The sequence below is a fragment of the Eikenella sp. Marseille-P7795 genome (assembly GCF_916618725.1).
Lineage (GTDB): Bacteria > Pseudomonadota > Gammaproteobacteria > Burkholderiales > Neisseriaceae > Eikenella > Eikenella longinqua.
In genome coordinates this window covers 57645-71973 of record NZ_CAKAJZ010000011.1, presented here as the reverse complement: position 1 = coordinate 71973, position 14329 = coordinate 57645, and the positions used below count along the sequence as shown (strand labels likewise).

17 protein-coding genes are annotated in these 14329 nt (G+C 57.5%); 7 read left to right on the top strand and 10 right to left on the bottom strand.

The window, feature by feature from the left end:
* Positions 1-42 precede the first annotated feature (42 nt).
* The 5 genes from LG371_RS11835 to LG371_RS11815 all read left to right on the top strand — a co-directional run bounded on the left by LG371_RS11835 (position 43) and on the right by LG371_RS11815 (position 4293).
* Positions 43-249, top strand: coding sequence for a hypothetical protein (locus LG371_RS11835; RefSeq protein ID WP_067591770.1), 207 nt, complete (start codon positions 43-45; stop codon positions 247-249).
* A 142-nt stretch (positions 250-391) separates the two neighbouring features.
* Positions 392-1138 carry a 30S ribosomal protein S2 gene (rpsB, locus tag LG371_RS11830; RefSeq protein WP_067591767.1) on the top strand — a complete coding sequence of 249 codons (747 nt, stop codon included), beginning with the start codon at positions 392-394 and terminating at the stop codon, positions 1136-1138.
* Between the two features lie 111 nt (positions 1139-1249).
* On the top strand, positions 1250-2104 hold the full coding sequence (tsf, locus tag LG371_RS11825) for a translation elongation factor Ts (RefSeq protein WP_067591764.1): 855 nt from the start codon (positions 1250-1252) through the stop codon (positions 2102-2104).
* Between the two features lie 234 nt (positions 2105-2338).
* Positions 2339-3409, top strand: coding sequence for a zinc-dependent alcohol dehydrogenase family protein (locus LG371_RS11820; RefSeq protein ID WP_225748616.1), 1071 nt, complete (start codon positions 2339-2341; stop codon positions 3407-3409).
* A 266-nt stretch (positions 3410-3675) separates the two neighbouring features.
* Positions 3676-4293, top strand: a complete 618-nt coding sequence (locus LG371_RS11815) for a hypothetical protein (RefSeq protein WP_156503495.1) — start codon at positions 3676-3678, stop codon at positions 4291-4293.
* A 119-nt stretch (positions 4294-4412) separates the two neighbouring features.
* On the opposite strand, the gene LG371_RS11810 is transcribed toward LG371_RS11815, so the two are convergent.
* The 10 genes from LG371_RS11810 to LG371_RS11765 all read right to left on the bottom strand — a co-directional run bounded on the left by LG371_RS11810 (position 4413) and on the right by LG371_RS11765 (position 12648).
* Positions 4413-5099, bottom strand: coding sequence for a hypothetical protein (locus LG371_RS11810; protein WP_067591758.1), 687 nt, complete (start codon positions 5097-5099; stop codon positions 4413-4415).
* Between the two features lie 125 nt (positions 5100-5224).
* Positions 5225-6001, bottom strand: a complete 777-nt coding sequence (gene map / locus LG371_RS11805) for a type I methionyl aminopeptidase (protein WP_067591754.1) — start codon at positions 5999-6001, stop codon at positions 5225-5227.
* Between the two features lie 58 nt (positions 6002-6059).
* The gene (locus tag LG371_RS11800) at positions 6060-6428 is read right to left on the bottom strand and encodes a hypothetical protein (RefSeq protein ID WP_225748603.1); all 369 of its coding nucleotides are present in this window, start codon (positions 6426-6428) and stop codon (positions 6060-6062) included.
* 130 nt (positions 6429-6558) lie between these two features.
* Positions 6559-7005, bottom strand: coding sequence for an SsrA-binding protein SmpB (gene smpB, locus LG371_RS11795; RefSeq protein WP_067591749.1), 447 nt, complete (start codon positions 7003-7005; stop codon positions 6559-6561).
* A gap of 186 nt (positions 7006-7191) precedes the next feature.
* Positions 7192-8091, bottom strand: a complete 900-nt coding sequence (locus LG371_RS11790) for a pirin family protein (RefSeq protein WP_225748602.1) — start codon at positions 8089-8091, stop codon at positions 7192-7194.
* Between the two features lie 42 nt (positions 8092-8133).
* Positions 8134-8478 carry a DUF5713 family protein gene (locus LG371_RS11785; protein WP_067591743.1) on the bottom strand — a complete coding sequence of 115 codons (345 nt, stop codon included), beginning with the start codon at positions 8476-8478 and terminating at the stop codon, positions 8134-8136.
* A 252-nt stretch (positions 8479-8730) separates the two neighbouring features.
* Positions 8731-10575: a lytic transglycosylase domain-containing protein gene (locus tag LG371_RS11780; RefSeq protein ID WP_225748601.1), complete on the bottom strand. Its 1845-nt coding sequence runs from the start codon at positions 10573-10575 to the stop codon at positions 8731-8733.
* 311 nt (positions 10576-10886) lie between these two features.
* Positions 10887-11252: a hypothetical protein gene (locus tag LG371_RS11775; RefSeq protein ID WP_225748600.1), complete on the bottom strand. Its 366-nt coding sequence runs from the start codon at positions 11250-11252 to the stop codon at positions 10887-10889.
* Positions 11253-11486: 234 nt separating this feature from the next.
* Positions 11487-11738 (bottom strand): hypothetical protein, encoded by a 252-nt coding sequence (locus LG371_RS11770; protein ID WP_225748599.1) that lies wholly within the window; start codon positions 11736-11738, stop codon positions 11487-11489.
* 292 nt (positions 11739-12030) lie between these two features.
* Positions 12031-12648, bottom strand: coding sequence for a tyrosine-protein phosphatase (locus LG371_RS11765; protein ID WP_225748598.1), 618 nt, complete (start codon positions 12646-12648; stop codon positions 12031-12033).
* A gap of 319 nt (positions 12649-12967) precedes the next feature.
* On the opposite strand from LG371_RS11765, the gene dusB reads away from it, so the two are divergent.
* Both dusB and LG371_RS11755 read left to right on the top strand, forming a co-directional pair.
* Positions 12968-13981 (top strand): tRNA dihydrouridine synthase DusB, encoded by a 1014-nt coding sequence (gene dusB, locus LG371_RS11760; protein WP_225748597.1) that lies wholly within the window; start codon positions 12968-12970, stop codon positions 13979-13981.
* Positions 13982-14083: 102 nt separating this feature from the next.
* A complete protein-coding gene (locus LG371_RS11755) occupies positions 14084-14323 on the top strand; it encodes a helix-turn-helix domain-containing protein (protein ID WP_067591735.1) in 240 nt (79 codons plus the stop codon).
* Positions 14324-14329 lie beyond the last annotated feature (6 nt).

Below are 14329 nucleotides of genomic sequence, written 5' to 3'. Positions count from 1 at the left end.
GGCAAGCGGATTTTCAGGTAGCCTTATAATGGGAGCGGTGCGATGTGGCATATTGTATTTATCGGCTATATCTTTGTTACACTGATGTTTTCTCTGGCGCAGCCTTCGCTGGCGCGGATGCTGATTTACTTGGTGGTGTGGACGATTTTGCCCACATTGTTCGCGTTTTGGGTGGCCTACATCCGTTTGCGCAACAAACGCCTCAAACAGGCCGAGCGCCAAGCCGGCCAAACCTTGCCAAAACAATAAATTCCCTCTATAATCCCGCAGCTTTCGTTTTGAAAGCTGTTTCTTTTTAACCCCAACGCTCGCATCCTGCACCAAAGGGTGTCTCCGATTCGGAGATTCTGTGTGCACGGATGTTTGCTATAACCCTTTGTAAGGAAAATAAATGTCTCAAGTTACTATGCGCCAGATGCTGGAAGCCGGCGTTCACTTCGGCCACCAAACCCGTTACTGGAACCCGAAAATGGAACAATACATTTTCGGCGCCCGCAACAAAATCCACATCATCAACCTGGAAAAAACCCTGCCCCTGTTCCAGGAAGCGCAAGACGCCGTACGCCGTTTGGCCGCCAACAAAGGCACCATCCTGTTCGTCGGCACCAAGCGTCAGGCCCGCGACATCGTGCGCGAAGAAGCCACCCGCGCCGGTATGCCCTATGTGGATCACCGCTGGCTGGGCGGCATGCTGACCAACTACAAAACTGTTAAACAATCCATCAAACGCCTGGAAGAGAAAACCGCCATTCTGGAAAATGCCGAAACCAGCGGTTACAACAAAAAAGAACTGCTCACCATCCAGCGTGAAGTGGAAAAACTGGAACGCTCACTGGGCGGCATCAAAGATATGAAAGGCCTGCCCGACGCGATTTTCGTAATCGACACCGGTTATCAGAAAGGCACCCTGACCGAAGCCGGCAAACTGGGTATCCCGGTTATCGGCGTGGTGGATAGCAACAACGATCCGGAAGGCGTGAAATACGTGATCCCGGGCAACGATGACTCCGCCAAAGCCATCCGCCTGTACTGCCGCGGCATCGCCGATGCCGTGCTGGAAGGCAAAAACCAGGCGCTGGCCGAAACCGTAGCCGCCGCACAGCAGGCCGCTGCTGCCGAAGAAGCCCCGTCTGCCTAAGTTTAGCATCACATGAGGCTACCTGAAAACCAAACCAAGCCTTCAGGTAGCCTTCAATCTGTCCAGAGCGCGGCATCCGCCGCGTTTATCCCTGAAAATTAGGAGAAAATAATGTCTGCAATTACTGCAAAAATGGTCGCCGACCTGCGCGCCGCCACCGGTTTGGGCATGATGGAATGCAAAAAAGCCTTGGTGGAAGCCAACGGCGACATGGAAAAAGCCGAAGAAATCCTGCGCATTAAATCCGGCGCCAAAGCCAGCAAACTGGCCGGCCGCACTGCTGCCGAAGGCGTGTTGGCCTATGCCATCGAAGGCAATGTGGGTGCCTTGGTGGAAGTGAACTGCGAAACCGATTTCGTGGCCAAAGACACCGGCTTTATCGCCTTTGCCCAATCCGTAGCCAAAACCGCCGCCCTGAAAAAACCGGTTACAGTGGAAGAACTGGCCGCGCTGGTGGAAAACGAGCGCAAAGCCGTTATCGCCAAATTGGGCGAGAATATTTCCGTGCGCCGCTTCGAAATCATCGAAGCCGCTAACAGCCTGACCACCTACATCCACGGCGCTGCCGCCACCGAAGGCGTGCTGGTGGAATACAAAGGCGACGAAACCACCGCCCGCCACATTGGCATGCACATCGTGGCTTCCAAGCCGCAGTGCATTTCTGCCGATCAGGTTGATCCCGAAGTGGTGGCCAAAGAGCGCCACATCTACACCGAGCAGGCCATCGCTTCCGGCAAGCCGGCCGAAATCGCCGCCAAAATGGTGGAAGGCCGCGTGAAGAAATTCTTGGCCGAAGTTACCTTGCTGGGCCAGCCCTTCGTGATGAACCCCGATCAGACCGTTGAGCAGTTCCTGAAACAGCAGGGCACTGAAATCGTGAACTTTGTTCGCTACAAAGTGGGCGACGGCATCGAGAAAAAAGAAGTGGACTACGCCGCCGAAGTGGCCGCTGCCGCCAAAGTTTAATCGTTACACTGCCAAAACCGGCTTCCTTCCGAATAGAACGGAGGCCGGTTTTTTATGCGCAGATTTAATCTTGTTATGGCATAACAATTTATTTTAAATTGGAATTTGAACCGTTTATTTTGCTAATTCCTGAAAAGCGGATTATAATGACCGCAGTTCTGTATATCGCCGGACGTTTCCCCGCAACCGATTGCCTAGCGGCAGTCTCATCAGGAGAGAATTATGAGTAAGACTATGAAAGCCATGACTTATTACGGTGAAAACGACGTACGTTTCGAAGACCGTCCGGTGCCGACCATCATTGATCCCACCGATGCTATCATTCGTGTTACCAAAACCACCATTTGCGGCACAGACTTGGACATCATGAAGGGCAAAAACCCGGAAATCGAAGCCGTTGCCCGCCAGAAAACCGGCAAATGGGAAGGCCGTATCCTCGGGCACGAAGCAATCGGCGTGGTGGAAGAAGTCGGCTCTGTCGTGAAAGACTTCAAAAAAGGCGACAAAGTCATCGTATCCTGCGTGAGCCGCTGTGGCACCTGCGATAACTGCCAGAAACAGCTCTATGCCCACTGCCGCAAAGACGGCGGCTGGATCATGGGTTACATGATCGACGGCACCCAGGCCGAATACGTGCGCACCCCGTTTGCCGACAATTCGCTCTACCACCTGCCCGAAACCCTGAATACCGACGTGGCAGTGTTCCTTTCCGATGCGTTGCCCACCGGCCACGAAATCGGCGTGCAATACGGCCAGGTGAAACCGGGCGATGCCATCGCTATCGTCGGCGCCGGCCCCGTGGGCATGGGCTGCCTACTCACTTCCCAGTTCTACTCGCCCGCCACCATCATCGTGGTGGATATGGACGACAACCGCCTGGCTATAGCCAAAGAAATGGGTGCCACCCACACCATCAATCCGAGCAAAGAAGATGCTGTGGCCAAGATTCTGGAAATCACCGGCGGCCGCGGCGTGGATTGCGCCATGGAAGCCGTGGGCTATCCCGCCACTTGGGACGTCTGCCAGAAAGTGGTAAAAGAAGGCGGCCACGTGGCCAACGTGGGCGTGCATGGCAAACCGGTTGAGTTTGATCTGGCCAAATTGTGGATTAAAAACATCACGGTAACCACCGGCTTGGTGAACGCCAACACCACCGGCATGCTGCTGAAAGCCTGCGAATCGAGCAAACTGCCGATGGAAAAACTGGCCACCCACCGCTTCAAATTCAGCGAAATGGAAAAAGCCTACGACGTGTTCAAACATGCGGCCGACACCAAAGCGATGAAAGTGATTATCGAGGTATAAAACAGTTCGCTCTTTAGAAATAAGAGGCTACCTGAAAATTACAACATGCTTTATATGGCTGGAGTTTTTAGGTAGCCTTTAGTTTGCTTACAAATGTGGAGAGAAGGATGATGTATTCAAGAAGGATGCTTGCTGTTTGCCTTTCTATTGTCGCAGCGATTGTTTTGCCATTAACCGCGAAAGCACAAACTGTAGAGCAGGAATTACAGCAGATTGTTGCAGCACAGAATCGTCTGATGCCATATAGCTAAGGAGGTGCTCTTACTTTGAACAAGGCATCACTCGAAGGCGATAAATTTATTTTTGATGCTACGTTTGATGATATTTTGGCACAGCCTGGAATAGATACTGCAGTCTTAGAGAAGCTATTACAGTCTGGCACGCCTAATTTTGTGTGTGGCGATCCTGAAATTATCAAAATAAATAACCAGGTGGATATTGTGTACCGATATCGTTTGGTTAGTCAGCCGAAAGTTATTACTAGCATTATTCCTAAAACACAGTGTGCAACACAGTATCGGCATGCGTTAAGAAGCTCTGATATAAGAGAGATGAGAATTGATGCCGCTATAGCCGCAGTTGAAACCATCAGTAAAGAATTACCAAGTAAAATCGGGGATTATTTGACTTTAGATCGCATCAGTTTTAATCGTCCCACCCGTACCATGCATCGATATCTAACGCTGAGTGATCCACAGCTTGCCACTCAAAGTATTGATGCTATACGCGAACATTATCAGCAAATCGAGTCGAACGGTATGTGCGAACACGGAATCTCTGCCAATTCCAATCGATATTACAACGTGGAAGAGCATTTTACCTTGGCTGATAGAGGGGCAACATTCAAGGTAATCATCCATCAGGGGTTTTGTGCCAGTAGATAAACATCAACGTAAACTGAAGGCTACCTGAAATATTTTAGCTTCGCAGAAACTCCGCTGCGCTGCGTTTTCAGGTAGCCTTTGCTTATTTTGAAACGGCTGTTGGGCAAGCAAGCGGTTGGCTAGTGCCGTGGCTGGCGGTAGTTGTCTAGATCCACGATGCGTTCGAGCAGCATGTCGCACAGGTCGTCCATGCTGTCTTCGTCGAAGGAGGCGTTTTCGGCCACGAGGTCTTCGAGCCAGTCGAGGCTGCGGCACAGGCGCTGGTAGTTGATGTCGGTGAAGGCGGCGGGGCTGGCGGTGAGTTCGCGCTGGAGCAGGGCGAGGCCGTCGTCGCACAGGGCGTCCCAGGCGCCGAGGCGGCAGGATTCACAGATGTCTTCGGCTACGCGTACCATCTCGCCGGTATCGCCGCTGCTTTCAAACAGGCGCTGGGCTTCTTTGCCGTAGGGGGTGTCTTCGAAATATTCTTGCCAGGGCTGGAAGCTGAGGCCGGGGAAGTTTTGCGGCACGAATTCGTCGGGCAGGCGCTCAAGCAGGGCGAGCAGTTCGTCGGCGGTGTAGAAGCGGCCATAGTAGCCGCTTTTTACGGGGTCGGGGATTTCGGCCCAGTAGTAGCCGCTGAATTCTTCGAGGACGATTTGGAAGGTGTTGTCGTGCCGGTCGATGATGCCGAGGAAGTCGGGGTGGAGCTGGAGGCGGTGGAAGTAGGCGGGCAGCTCGTCGGTGGCGATGGTGATGGGGCGGTTGCCGTCGACATGGCTGTCGTCGGTGTAGAAGGAGTAGAAAATCTGGCAGTTGCGTTTCATGATTGGGGCGTTTGTGGGCGGTTGCGGCGGCAAGGGAGGGGCTACCTGAAAATGTGTTGTCCTTTGGCAGCCGGTTTTTTGGCGGGGTGTATTTTCAGGTAGCCTTGGCGGGCGGGGCGGCGGGATTAGGGCTTGCCGGTGCGCGGGCTGATGGTGAGGATGTCGCAGCCGCTTTCGGTAACGAGCACTTCGTGCTCCCATTGGGCGGAGAGTTTGCGGTCTTTGGTGACCACGGTCCAGCCGTCGTCGAGGATGCGCAGGTGGCGTTTGCCTTGGTTGATCATGGGCTCGATGGTGAAAATCATGCCGGGCTCGAGCTTGGGGCCTTGGCCGCGACGGCCGTAGTGGAGGATTTGCGGGTCTTCGTGGAAGCCGCGGCCGATGCCGTGGCCGCAGAATTCCTGCACCACGGAGTAGCCGGCGTTTTCGGCTACTTGCTGGCAGGCGTGGCCGATGTCGCCGAGGGTGGCACCGGGCTTCACGGCAGCGATGCCGGCCATCATGCTTTGGTGGGTGATGTCGATGAGGCGCTGTGCCTGCGGGCTGATGCTGCCCACGGCATACATGCGGCTGGAGTCGCCGTGGAAGCCGTCTTTTTTGATGGTGATGTCAATATTGAGGATGTCGCCGTTTTTCAGGGGTTTGTCGTCGGGGATGCCGTGGCAGATGACGTGGTTTACCGAGGTGCAGCAGGATTTGGGGTAGGGCGGGTTGCCGTAGTGCAGGGGGGCGGGGTAGCCGCCTTGCACGTTTACATGGTAGTCGTGCACGAGCTGGTTGAGCTCGTTGGTGGTAACGCCGGGTTTGACGAAGTCGCCGATGTAATCCAGAGCTTCGGCGGCGAGGCGGCCGAGTTCGCGCATTTTGGCGATTTCTTCGGGGGTTTTGATGATGATGGCCATGGGTGTTTTCCTATTGATTGGGGAAGAGGCTACCTGAAATTTTTCAGGTAGCCTTTGCTTATTCTTGCTCGCTGTTGCGGCGCGCTCGGCGGGGCAGGCCGTGGGCGCCGTATTTGCGGGGCACGATGCCGCTGCGGGCGAGCAGCATGAGGCCGCCGAGCAGCATCATGCCGAGGGCGGCGAGCGGAGCGAATGCGATAAACATTTGGTTGCGCAGGTAAATGGCGGCGCCGAGATACATGAGCATGGGGCCGTGCACGATGCTTTGGGTGTTGATGCCGTCGAGCAGGAGCAGGGCCACGCCGCCTGCAGCCAGGGCGAGGGCGACTAGGGTGGCGGTGGTGGGCAGGATGTCGGTGCTACTGAGAAACCAGATGGCGCCGAAGATAATCAGCAGGATGGGGAGGAAGAGGGAACTGCGTTGCATGGTGTTTTCCTGTGGAAGGCTACCTGAAAATTTAATTTGCCATGATGCGGATGCGGGCAAAGAAAGGGTTTGGGCTTAGCTGAAGCGGGCGTTTCAGGTAGCCTCGATGGCGGGCGGGGCGGCAAGGGGATTAGCGGGCTTGTTTCATCAGGCGCTGTTTTTCGCGTTTCCAGTCGGCTTCTTTCATGCTTTGGCGTTTGTCGTGCTGCTTTTTGCCTTTGGCCAGGCCGATGTCCATTTTGATGTAGCCGCGCCGGTAGTGCAGGTTGAGCGGCACGAGGGTGTAGCCGCTGCGCTCCACTTTGCCGATGAGCTTGTTGATTTCGGCTTGTTTGAGCAGGAGTTTGCGCTGCCGCACGGGGTCGGGCTTCACGTGGGTGGAGGCGGTGGGCAGGGCGGTGATGTGGCAGCCCACCAGGTAAAACGCGTCTTTTTTCCAGTGGATATAGCTTTCTTTGAGCTGCACGCGGCCGGCGCGGATGGCTTTCACTTCCCAGCCGTCGAGCACTAGCCCGGCTTCGAGCTGGTCTTCGATGAAATAGTCGTGGAAGGCTTTTTTGTTGTTGGCGATACTCATGATGTCTTGGCTGCGCGGTTTCAGAAGGCGGATTTTAACAGCAAACCGCGCGGCTGAACATTCGCGGGGGAAGGAGGGGAGAAGGCTACCTGAAAAATTTGGCTATGCGGAAACTTGCTTCATTTGCTTTTGCTTCGTGGCAGTTTTGCTTTTTCAGGTAGCCTTTTGCTTGGGCTCGGCAAGGCGTTAGCGGATGGTGTTTTTCAACTCGGGGGCGCGAAGGCGTGTCAGTTGCGTGCCAGCCAAGTTAATATGGCCGAAGCGCGGATGGCCGTCGTTCCAGTCGGCCACGGCCTGCACCAAGGCTTCCTGGCTGTCAGCGACGAAGTTCCACCACATTCGGACGGGGTGCGGCAGCGGTTCGCCGCCCAGCAGCAGGATGCGGCTGCCTGCTTGGGCGCGGATAGGCAGGGTTTGGGCGGTGTCGGCGTGTTCGAATTTGGCCAGTTCGTCTTGCACGAACGTCTGCCCGCCGATTTCCGCTTCGCCCGCCAACACCAGCACGCCGTATTCCCAGCCTGCCTGCGCGGGGATGTCCAGCGTTGCAGGCTGCCTGAAACGGATGTCCAAGCCCAGCAGCGGGCTGTGCTGCTCGGTGGGGGCGGTGCGGCCGGCGAAGCTGCCGTTTACTAATATGAAATCCGCGCTGTTGTCCGACCATTCGGGCAGCTCGGGATAATGGCGGAAACTGGGGGCGATATTCTTGTGCATGGGCAGGGCAATCCAGAGCTGCACGGCGTGCAGGGTGCGGATGCCGTCGGGGGTTTGCTCGGTGTGGCTGATGCCGTGGTTGCCGCCCGTGCCGGCGGTCATGAGGTTGACCTGTTTGGGGCGGATGAGTTGGCGGCTGCCGAGGCTGTCGCGGTGCAGTAGTTCACCTTCGAGCATCCAGGTAAAGGTTTGCAGGTTGGTGTGCGGGTGGGCGCCGACCTGCATGCCGTCTGCATCCGCCGCAAAATACGCGGGGCCGGCGTGGTCAAGAAAGCACCACGCGCCGACGGTGCGGTGCGTGCGGTTCGGCAGCAGGCGGGCGACGGGGATGCCGCCCACGTCGTGGGTTTTGGCGGTGACTTTTTGGAGGGTCATGGGGTTCTTTTGGTTTTCAGGTAGCCTTTTGCATTGGCGGGGTTACCAGTTGTCTTGGGTGGCGGTAAGGCGCTCGGTGTCGGTGTCGTAGATGCCGTAGCATTGGGCGATGTAGGCGAGGTCGTTGGCCAGGGCGTCGCGCAGGGTGTCGCCGCCTTCGATGTCGAATTCGTCGCGCAGGTTGTTGAAGCGCTCGGTGGCGGCTTGGGTGATGAGGTAGAGGCTTTCGACATCGGATGGCGGGTTGGCTTCGATTTGGCGGCAGGTGTTGGCCAGGATCTCTTCGCCGCGTTGGGTGAATTCGAAGGGGAAGGTGTTGTCGTTGTAGAGGTCTTGCAGGAAGGTGTAGTTGGCGAGTTCGGGGTTTTGCAGGCTGTGGCGGCTCATGGCTGGCTCCGTGGGTGGGCGAAATTACTGCGGTATTGTACCTGAAGGGATATATTGCCGCAGGAGTGGGATAACAAGGTATGGATTTTCAGGTAGCCTGTTGTGTGCTTGAGGCTACCTGGAAATCTGTCGGCCAAACAGATTGGGATACTTGGGAACGCTTGATGGCGGTATGGAGAAATGAAAAATCGGTTTCAGGTAGCCTCTTTGCCGGAGGAGGCTGGCTGAAACCGGTTTTGTGCGCGCAGCGGATTAGCGGGCGGGGATGGTGCCCATGCGGCGGGTGAGGGAGGTGTGCGGCTCGTTGAAGAGGCTGGCGTAGTAGGTGGCGTTGGCCATCACGCGCTTCACGTAGTCGCGGGTTTCGTCGAAGGGGATGGTTTCGGCGTATACCGCGCCTTCGAGCGGGCTGGCGGCCTGCCAGTTGCGGGCGCGGCCGGGGCCGGCGTTGTAGCCGGCGGTGGCGAGCACTTCGCTGCCCAGCCGGTTGCGCGCGTCGCCGAGATACCAGGTGCCCATGCGGATGTTGCCTTCGATGCTGTGCAGCTCGGCGGGATCCATGCCGATTTTGCCGGCGATTTCGCGGGCGGTGGCGGGCATCACCTGCATCAGGCCGGTGGCGCCCACGCGGGAGCGCACGCCGATCATGAAGCGGCTTTCTTGGCGGATGATGCCGTAGGCCCAGGCGGGATCAACGTTGGCTTGGGTGGCGTAGCGGGTTACGCTGTCGCGGAAGGGGGCGATGTAGCGCAGGTTGTAGTTGATTTGATTGTGGGTTTTGTCGGCGGCGTAGATGCCCATTTCGTAGAAGCCGGCGTCGTGGGCGAGCTTGGAGGCGGCGAGCAGGGCGGGCTCGTTGTAGCCTTCCACGGCGTAGCGCCATTCGGCTTGAGCTTGCTTGCGCATGTCCCAATCGCCGCTGCGCTGGGAGGCGCGGAACAGGCTGAGCGCTCGGGCCACGGCGCCGTCGGCGGCCACTTGGGCGGTTTGGCTGCTGCCGGGCTCGGCGGCGTTATTGCGGGTGTTCACTTGGCCGCCGATGGCTTCGGTGGCGAGCAGGGCGTAGAAATTGCGGCCGGAGGCGGCGGCCTGGCGGTAGTGCTGCTGGGCTTGGGCGTTGTCGCCGCCAGCGGCCAGGCTGCGGGCTAGCCAGTATTGCCAAGCGGGGTCGGCGCGCAGTTTTTCGGGCATGGCGGCGATGATGTTTTGCAAATCTTGCCAACGGCCGAGGCGCAGGGCGCTGCGGGCATACCATTCCCAATGGGTGTGGCTGAGCTGGCTGCGGTCGGCTTGGTTGAAGGCGGAGAGCGCTGCGGGGAAGCGCTGGTTCAGCGCGTAGTGGTGGCCGAGGATGGCCCAGCCGAAGCCGGTTTGCGCCGGGCTGAGGCTGGGGGCGAGGCTGCGCAGGCGGTCGGCGGCGTCGGCCTGTTTGCGGGCATTTTGGCCGATAACGCTGTGCAGCAGGGCTTCGCGGCCGCCTTGGCTGTCGGGCAGGGCGCTGTTTAGTGGTTCGGGCAGGGGCGAGCCGAGGGCGGCGGCAAGGCGGCGGGCATCGGTGATTTGGTTGTTGGCCAATAGGCCGCGCACGCGCCGCCAGGCGGCTTCGGCGGGGAGCTTGCCTTGGGCGGCGAGTTGTTCGAGCAGGCGGTTGCAGCCTTCGGGCTGGCGGCCGAGTTCGCTCAGGGCTTCTTGGGCGGCATTTTGGTTTTCCAGGCCGGCCAGCGCGGCGTAGCAGCGGGTTTCTTTATCGCGGGCGGCGGGCTTCAGGCGGTTGTATTGTTGGGCAAACTCTTGCCATTGGCCGTTGCGGCCGAGCTGTTTGAGCCATTGGTTGCGCAGGCTGTCGGCCATGGCGCTGGGCTGGGCTTGGGCGAGGAATTGGGCGGCTTGGCTGCCGTCGCCTTGTTTGAGGGCGGCTTGGGCGGATTGGAAGAGCTGGTAGTCGGCCAGCACTTTGTCTTCGGAATCGCTGCGGCGGCCGCCGGGTAGCTGGACGGCGCTGCCTTCTGCGTTGAGGGGCTCGATGGGAGTTTCGGTTTGGCTGGTGCAGGCGGTGAGCAGGGCGGCGGAGAGGAGGGCGAGGGTGTGTTTTTTCATGCTGTATCGGGGGAGGGATAACTGGAACGGCCTAAGGCTACCTGAAAGCAGTGGAGCAATGAAGCGGCAGGCGCAAACAGACGGCGGGTTTTACTGCTTTTTACGCGGGACGGGGGTTTTGGCTTGGCGGGAACTCGTTTATTTGTTTTCGATCGGTTGAAGCCGATGTTTTTGCTTCGCAGAAAACTCACTTTGTCCGTTTTACTGCGTTGAAGCTCACGCTTTCAGGTAGCCTTTGTCCTTTATGTATGGAGCAGGATATGTGCGGCAGGTATGCCGGGTGCTGTTTGTTTTGCTGAATCTATTTTTGCTTAAACATCATAATTCTGCTTAATGAAAGAAATACATTCTTTCAATTTTTCTATCACGATTTTAGTTGGCATAACCACTACGATTTCATCCGTTAATAGGCTGTCTATTTTTGTCATTTCTTTGCCAACGATAACGCCGAAGTGCTCCCGATATTGTTCAACCTCGATACCATTAGGCACTTTTTCTAATATTTCCTTCAATAGGATTTCAGACATTTCTAACAAGTGCTGAATCCGAGTTCCCCCATCATCCATTAAAAAATGTGCTAACCAGACAAAGCCTTCATAACCTTCGGTTTCTTCAAAACGTACGCCAAATAAGTTGCTACCATCTCGAAAAAAATCTTTTGTAAAAATTAAGTCCATATACAATCTACATTAAATTGTTTGATAAAAAAGCGATATTAGATTCCAAAAGCCACCCAACTTTTATTCTGCTGGCAGCAGCCGTAGTTTGGGCGGCAAGCTGAAAAACCAAAGCTGGCTGAAACTTGGCTGCCACAAAGTTGGGGCGATTCGTGAATTTCGCTGAAGCTAGAATTTTCAGGTAGCCTCCAATATGCCGGAGGCTACCTGAAAAATTGGCGCGACAATGCGGGTTTATTCTGCCAAATCATCAATGCTGTCAGCCGCTTCTTCCAGCCCGCCGCCGTCGCTCGACCAAACAAACAGGGTTTCGCCGAGCTGCTGCGGGGATTGGGGCAGGAGCACGAGCAGCTCGCCGCATTGGTTGTCGCCGATCACGACGGCTTGGGCGGGGAAGCCAGGCCAGCTTTGGTGGGCGGCAGCGGTTTCTTTGGCAATGTGGTTGCAGGTGCGGCGAAGGCGTTTTTTGTCGGAAGTGTCGAACACGGGCAGGAGCAGGAAGCTGCTCTGTCTTCGTTGCCGGGCTCGAGCAGGATTTCGCCGCCGTTTTCGGCCGCGAGCCGGGCTTTGAAGCGCGGCGGGAACTGGATGCCGAGGGCTTGTTCGGCGGCTTGGATGTATTGGGGATCAACAGGGAAGGGCATGGGGTGCTCCGGATGGCTGGGATAAGGATTGCGGCGGGCAGGGATGCGGATGATTTTTGGCTTCGCAGAAACCTGCTTGGCTTGTTTTCGCTTCGTTGAAGCCTGCATATACAGTTTTCAGGTAGCCTCAAGCCTTATCTGCCCTGCGCGCGCAACTGCTGCAAATGCGCACGCACTTCGCCCACTTTCTCTTCGGTAAACAAATCTTCGATATTGCGCCAGATGCTGTGGAAGCCATAGGGGCCGTGGCGCATTTCATTTTTGGCGTGCTCCACGCTCCAGCCCTGATAGATGATGCGGTACATGCCGGCGATCAGGCCGGTGCGGTCGGCGCCGTGGTAGCAGTGGACCAACACCGGCCCGGCGGCCTGTCGCTGCTCGATAAGATACAGCGTTTCCGCCACTTGGCGCGGGCTGATCCGCCAAGTGAGCAGCGGGCGGTTGAAGAGCTCGATGCCTTGGTCGGCCAGCACTTTGCGGTCGGCGCTGCGGTTGAAATAGCGCAGGTTCACCACGCTTTTGATGCCGAGCGACTGCAATTTCTCGGCATCTTCGGCCACCGGCTGCTCGCTGCGGTAGAGCTTGCTGTCCACCCGATAGAGGTTGGCTTCTTTGTGCACCGGCTCCGCCCAAGCGGCCTGTCCGGTCGAAGCTGCCGGCGCTTGTGTCTGAGTCTGCGCCTGTGCCGGCGCTTGGGCGCAGGCGGCCAAAGCCAACAGCACAATCAGGCTGCTTATCCAAGATTTGTTCATTTGGTGTGTATCCTGTTTTATCGTTAATTTATTTTTCAGGTAGCCTCAAACGCGGCGGGGCTACCTGAAAAATAGCAGCTTCTGCAAAGCAAAAAAAGCAAAAACGCCGCCACGCAACCATCATCGCGGCAACACATAAGGCGCCGCATTGTAAGCAAGCGAAGCTGGCGCGGCAAGCATTAACTTCCGTCAAACAATTCAAATTATTATCACGGCGCGCCACAAGCCGGAACCATTTTTCAGGTAGCCTCCACGCCGCGCCGCACTTGGAGAGATTGCCTGAAAAATGTACAATCCCAACTTTACATTCGGCACCGTTATGCAAATCGGCCCCTACACCGTTTCCCCCGCCGTGGCACTCGCGCCGATGGCCGGCATCACCGACAAACCTTTCCGCATGCTGGCACGCCAATTCGGCGCCGGCTGGGCGGTGGGAGAGATGATCAGCAGCAACCCCGAGCTGCAAAACACGCGCAAAACCCTCAGCCGCGCCAACCACAGCGGTGAAAGCGGCGTGATTGCCGTGCAGATTGCCGGCAGCGATCCCGCGCAGATGGCCGAAGCCGCCCGCTACAACGTGGCGCAGGGCGCGCAGCTCATCGACATCAACATGGGCTGCCCGGCCAAGAAAGTGTGCCAAGTGCTCGCCGGCAGCGCCCTGCTGCAAAACGAGCCGCTGGTGGCCGAAATTTTAAACGCCGTGGTGCGCGCCGTGGAGGTGCCCGTTACGCTCAAAACCCGCCTGGGCTGGCACGACGAACACAAAAACATCCTCACCATCGCCCGCCTGGCCGAAGAAGCCGGTATTGCCGCCATCGCCATCCACGGCCGCACCCGCACCCAAATGTACCGCGGCCAAGCCGAATACGGCCTGATTGCCGAAGCCAAAAGCCGCCTTTCCATCCCCGTGTGGGCCAACGGCGACATCGACAGCCCGCAGAAAGCCGCGCGCGTGCTGGCTAACACCGGCGCCGACGGCATCATGATCGGCCGCGCCGCCCAAGGCCGGCCCTGGCTGTTTCGCGATGTGGTGCATTATTTGGTGCACGGCAGCCTGCCGCCGCCGCTGCCTTTTCAGGTAGCCTCCGCCGCCCTGCTCGGCCACATCCGCGCCATGCACGAGTTTTACGGCGAGCCCGCCGGCATGCGCATCGCCCGCAAACATATTGGCTGGTATCTGGCCGACCTGCCCGATGGCGAAAGCGAACGCCGCCGCCTGAACACGCTAAACAGCGCCGCCGAACAATATGACACCCTGGCCGCCTTCCTCGCCGCGCAGTCCGCCCGACACGAACACTGGCCCTGCCCCTGGCGGCAGAACGCCGATGGCTAAACCGCTTTTCTTCCGCAGCCCACCCGCCTTCATCGCGCTGCCGCGAAGCAAGCCGTTTGGCCCAAACACCGGTTTCACATCACAATAATAAGGAGAGCAACCATGCTCCGGCAGAACAGCCATATCATCACTTGTATCGAAAACAGCTTGCAGCAATACTTCGCCGACCTCGACGGCGAGCCCGCCCACGACGTGTACCACATGGTGTTGCAGCAGGTGGAACTGCCCCTGCTGCGCTGCGTGATGGCGCACTGCGAAGGCAACCAATCCAAAGCCGCCCAAGTGCTCGGCCTCAACCGCAACACCCTGCGCAAAAAGCTCAGCGCACACGGTTTGATTTAAGCGCAC

What these genes read in the sequence shown, in the direction of transcription:
- dusB (WP_225748597.1), top strand. Translation starts at nt 12,968, where the DNA reads ATGCAAATCGGCCCCTACACCGTTTCCCCCGCCGTGGCACTCGCGCCG.
- map (WP_067591754.1), bottom strand. Translation starts at nt 6,001, where the DNA reads ATGGCCATCATCATCAAAACCCCCGAAGAAATCGCCAAAATGCGCGAA.
- LG371_RS11775 (WP_225748600.1), bottom strand. Translation starts at nt 11,252, where the DNA reads ATGGACTTAATTTTTACAAAAGATTTTTTTCGAGATGGTAGCAACTTA.
- LG371_RS11780 (WP_225748601.1), bottom strand. Translation starts at nt 10,575, where the DNA reads ATGAAAAAACACACCCTCGCCCTCCTCTCCGCCGCCCTGCTCACCGCC.
- LG371_RS11790 (WP_225748602.1), bottom strand. Translation starts at nt 8,091, where the DNA reads ATGACCCTCCAAAAAGTCACCGCCAAAACCCACGACGTGGGCGGCATC.
- LG371_RS11835 (WP_067591770.1), top strand. Translation starts at nt 43, where the DNA reads ATGTGGCATATTGTATTTATCGGCTATATCTTTGTTACACTGATGTTT.
- LG371_RS11755 (WP_067591735.1), top strand. Translation starts at nt 14,084, where the DNA reads ATGCTCCGGCAGAACAGCCATATCATCACTTGTATCGAAAACAGCTTG.
- smpB (WP_067591749.1), bottom strand. Translation starts at nt 7,005, where the DNA reads ATGAGTATCGCCAACAACAAAAAAGCCTTCCACGACTATTTCATCGAA.
- rpsB (WP_067591767.1), top strand. Translation starts at nt 392, where the DNA reads ATGTCTCAAGTTACTATGCGCCAGATGCTGGAAGCCGGCGTTCACTTC.
- tsf (WP_067591764.1), top strand. Translation starts at nt 1,250, where the DNA reads ATGTCTGCAATTACTGCAAAAATGGTCGCCGACCTGCGCGCCGCCACC.
- LG371_RS11765 (WP_225748598.1), bottom strand. Translation starts at nt 12,648, where the DNA reads ATGAACAAATCTTGGATAAGCAGCCTGATTGTGCTGTTGGCTTTGGCC.
- LG371_RS11820 (WP_225748616.1), top strand. Translation starts at nt 2,339, where the DNA reads ATGAAAGCCATGACTTATTACGGTGAAAACGACGTACGTTTCGAAGAC.
- LG371_RS11785 (WP_067591743.1), bottom strand. Translation starts at nt 8,478, where the DNA reads ATGAGCCGCCACAGCCTGCAAAACCCCGAACTCGCCAACTACACCTTC.
- LG371_RS11800 (WP_225748603.1), bottom strand. Translation starts at nt 6,428, where the DNA reads ATGCAACGCAGTTCCCTCTTCCTCCCCATCCTGCTGATTATCTTCGGC.
- LG371_RS11810 (WP_067591758.1), bottom strand. Translation starts at nt 5,099, where the DNA reads ATGAAACGCAACTGCCAGATTTTCTACTCCTTCTACACCGACGACAGC.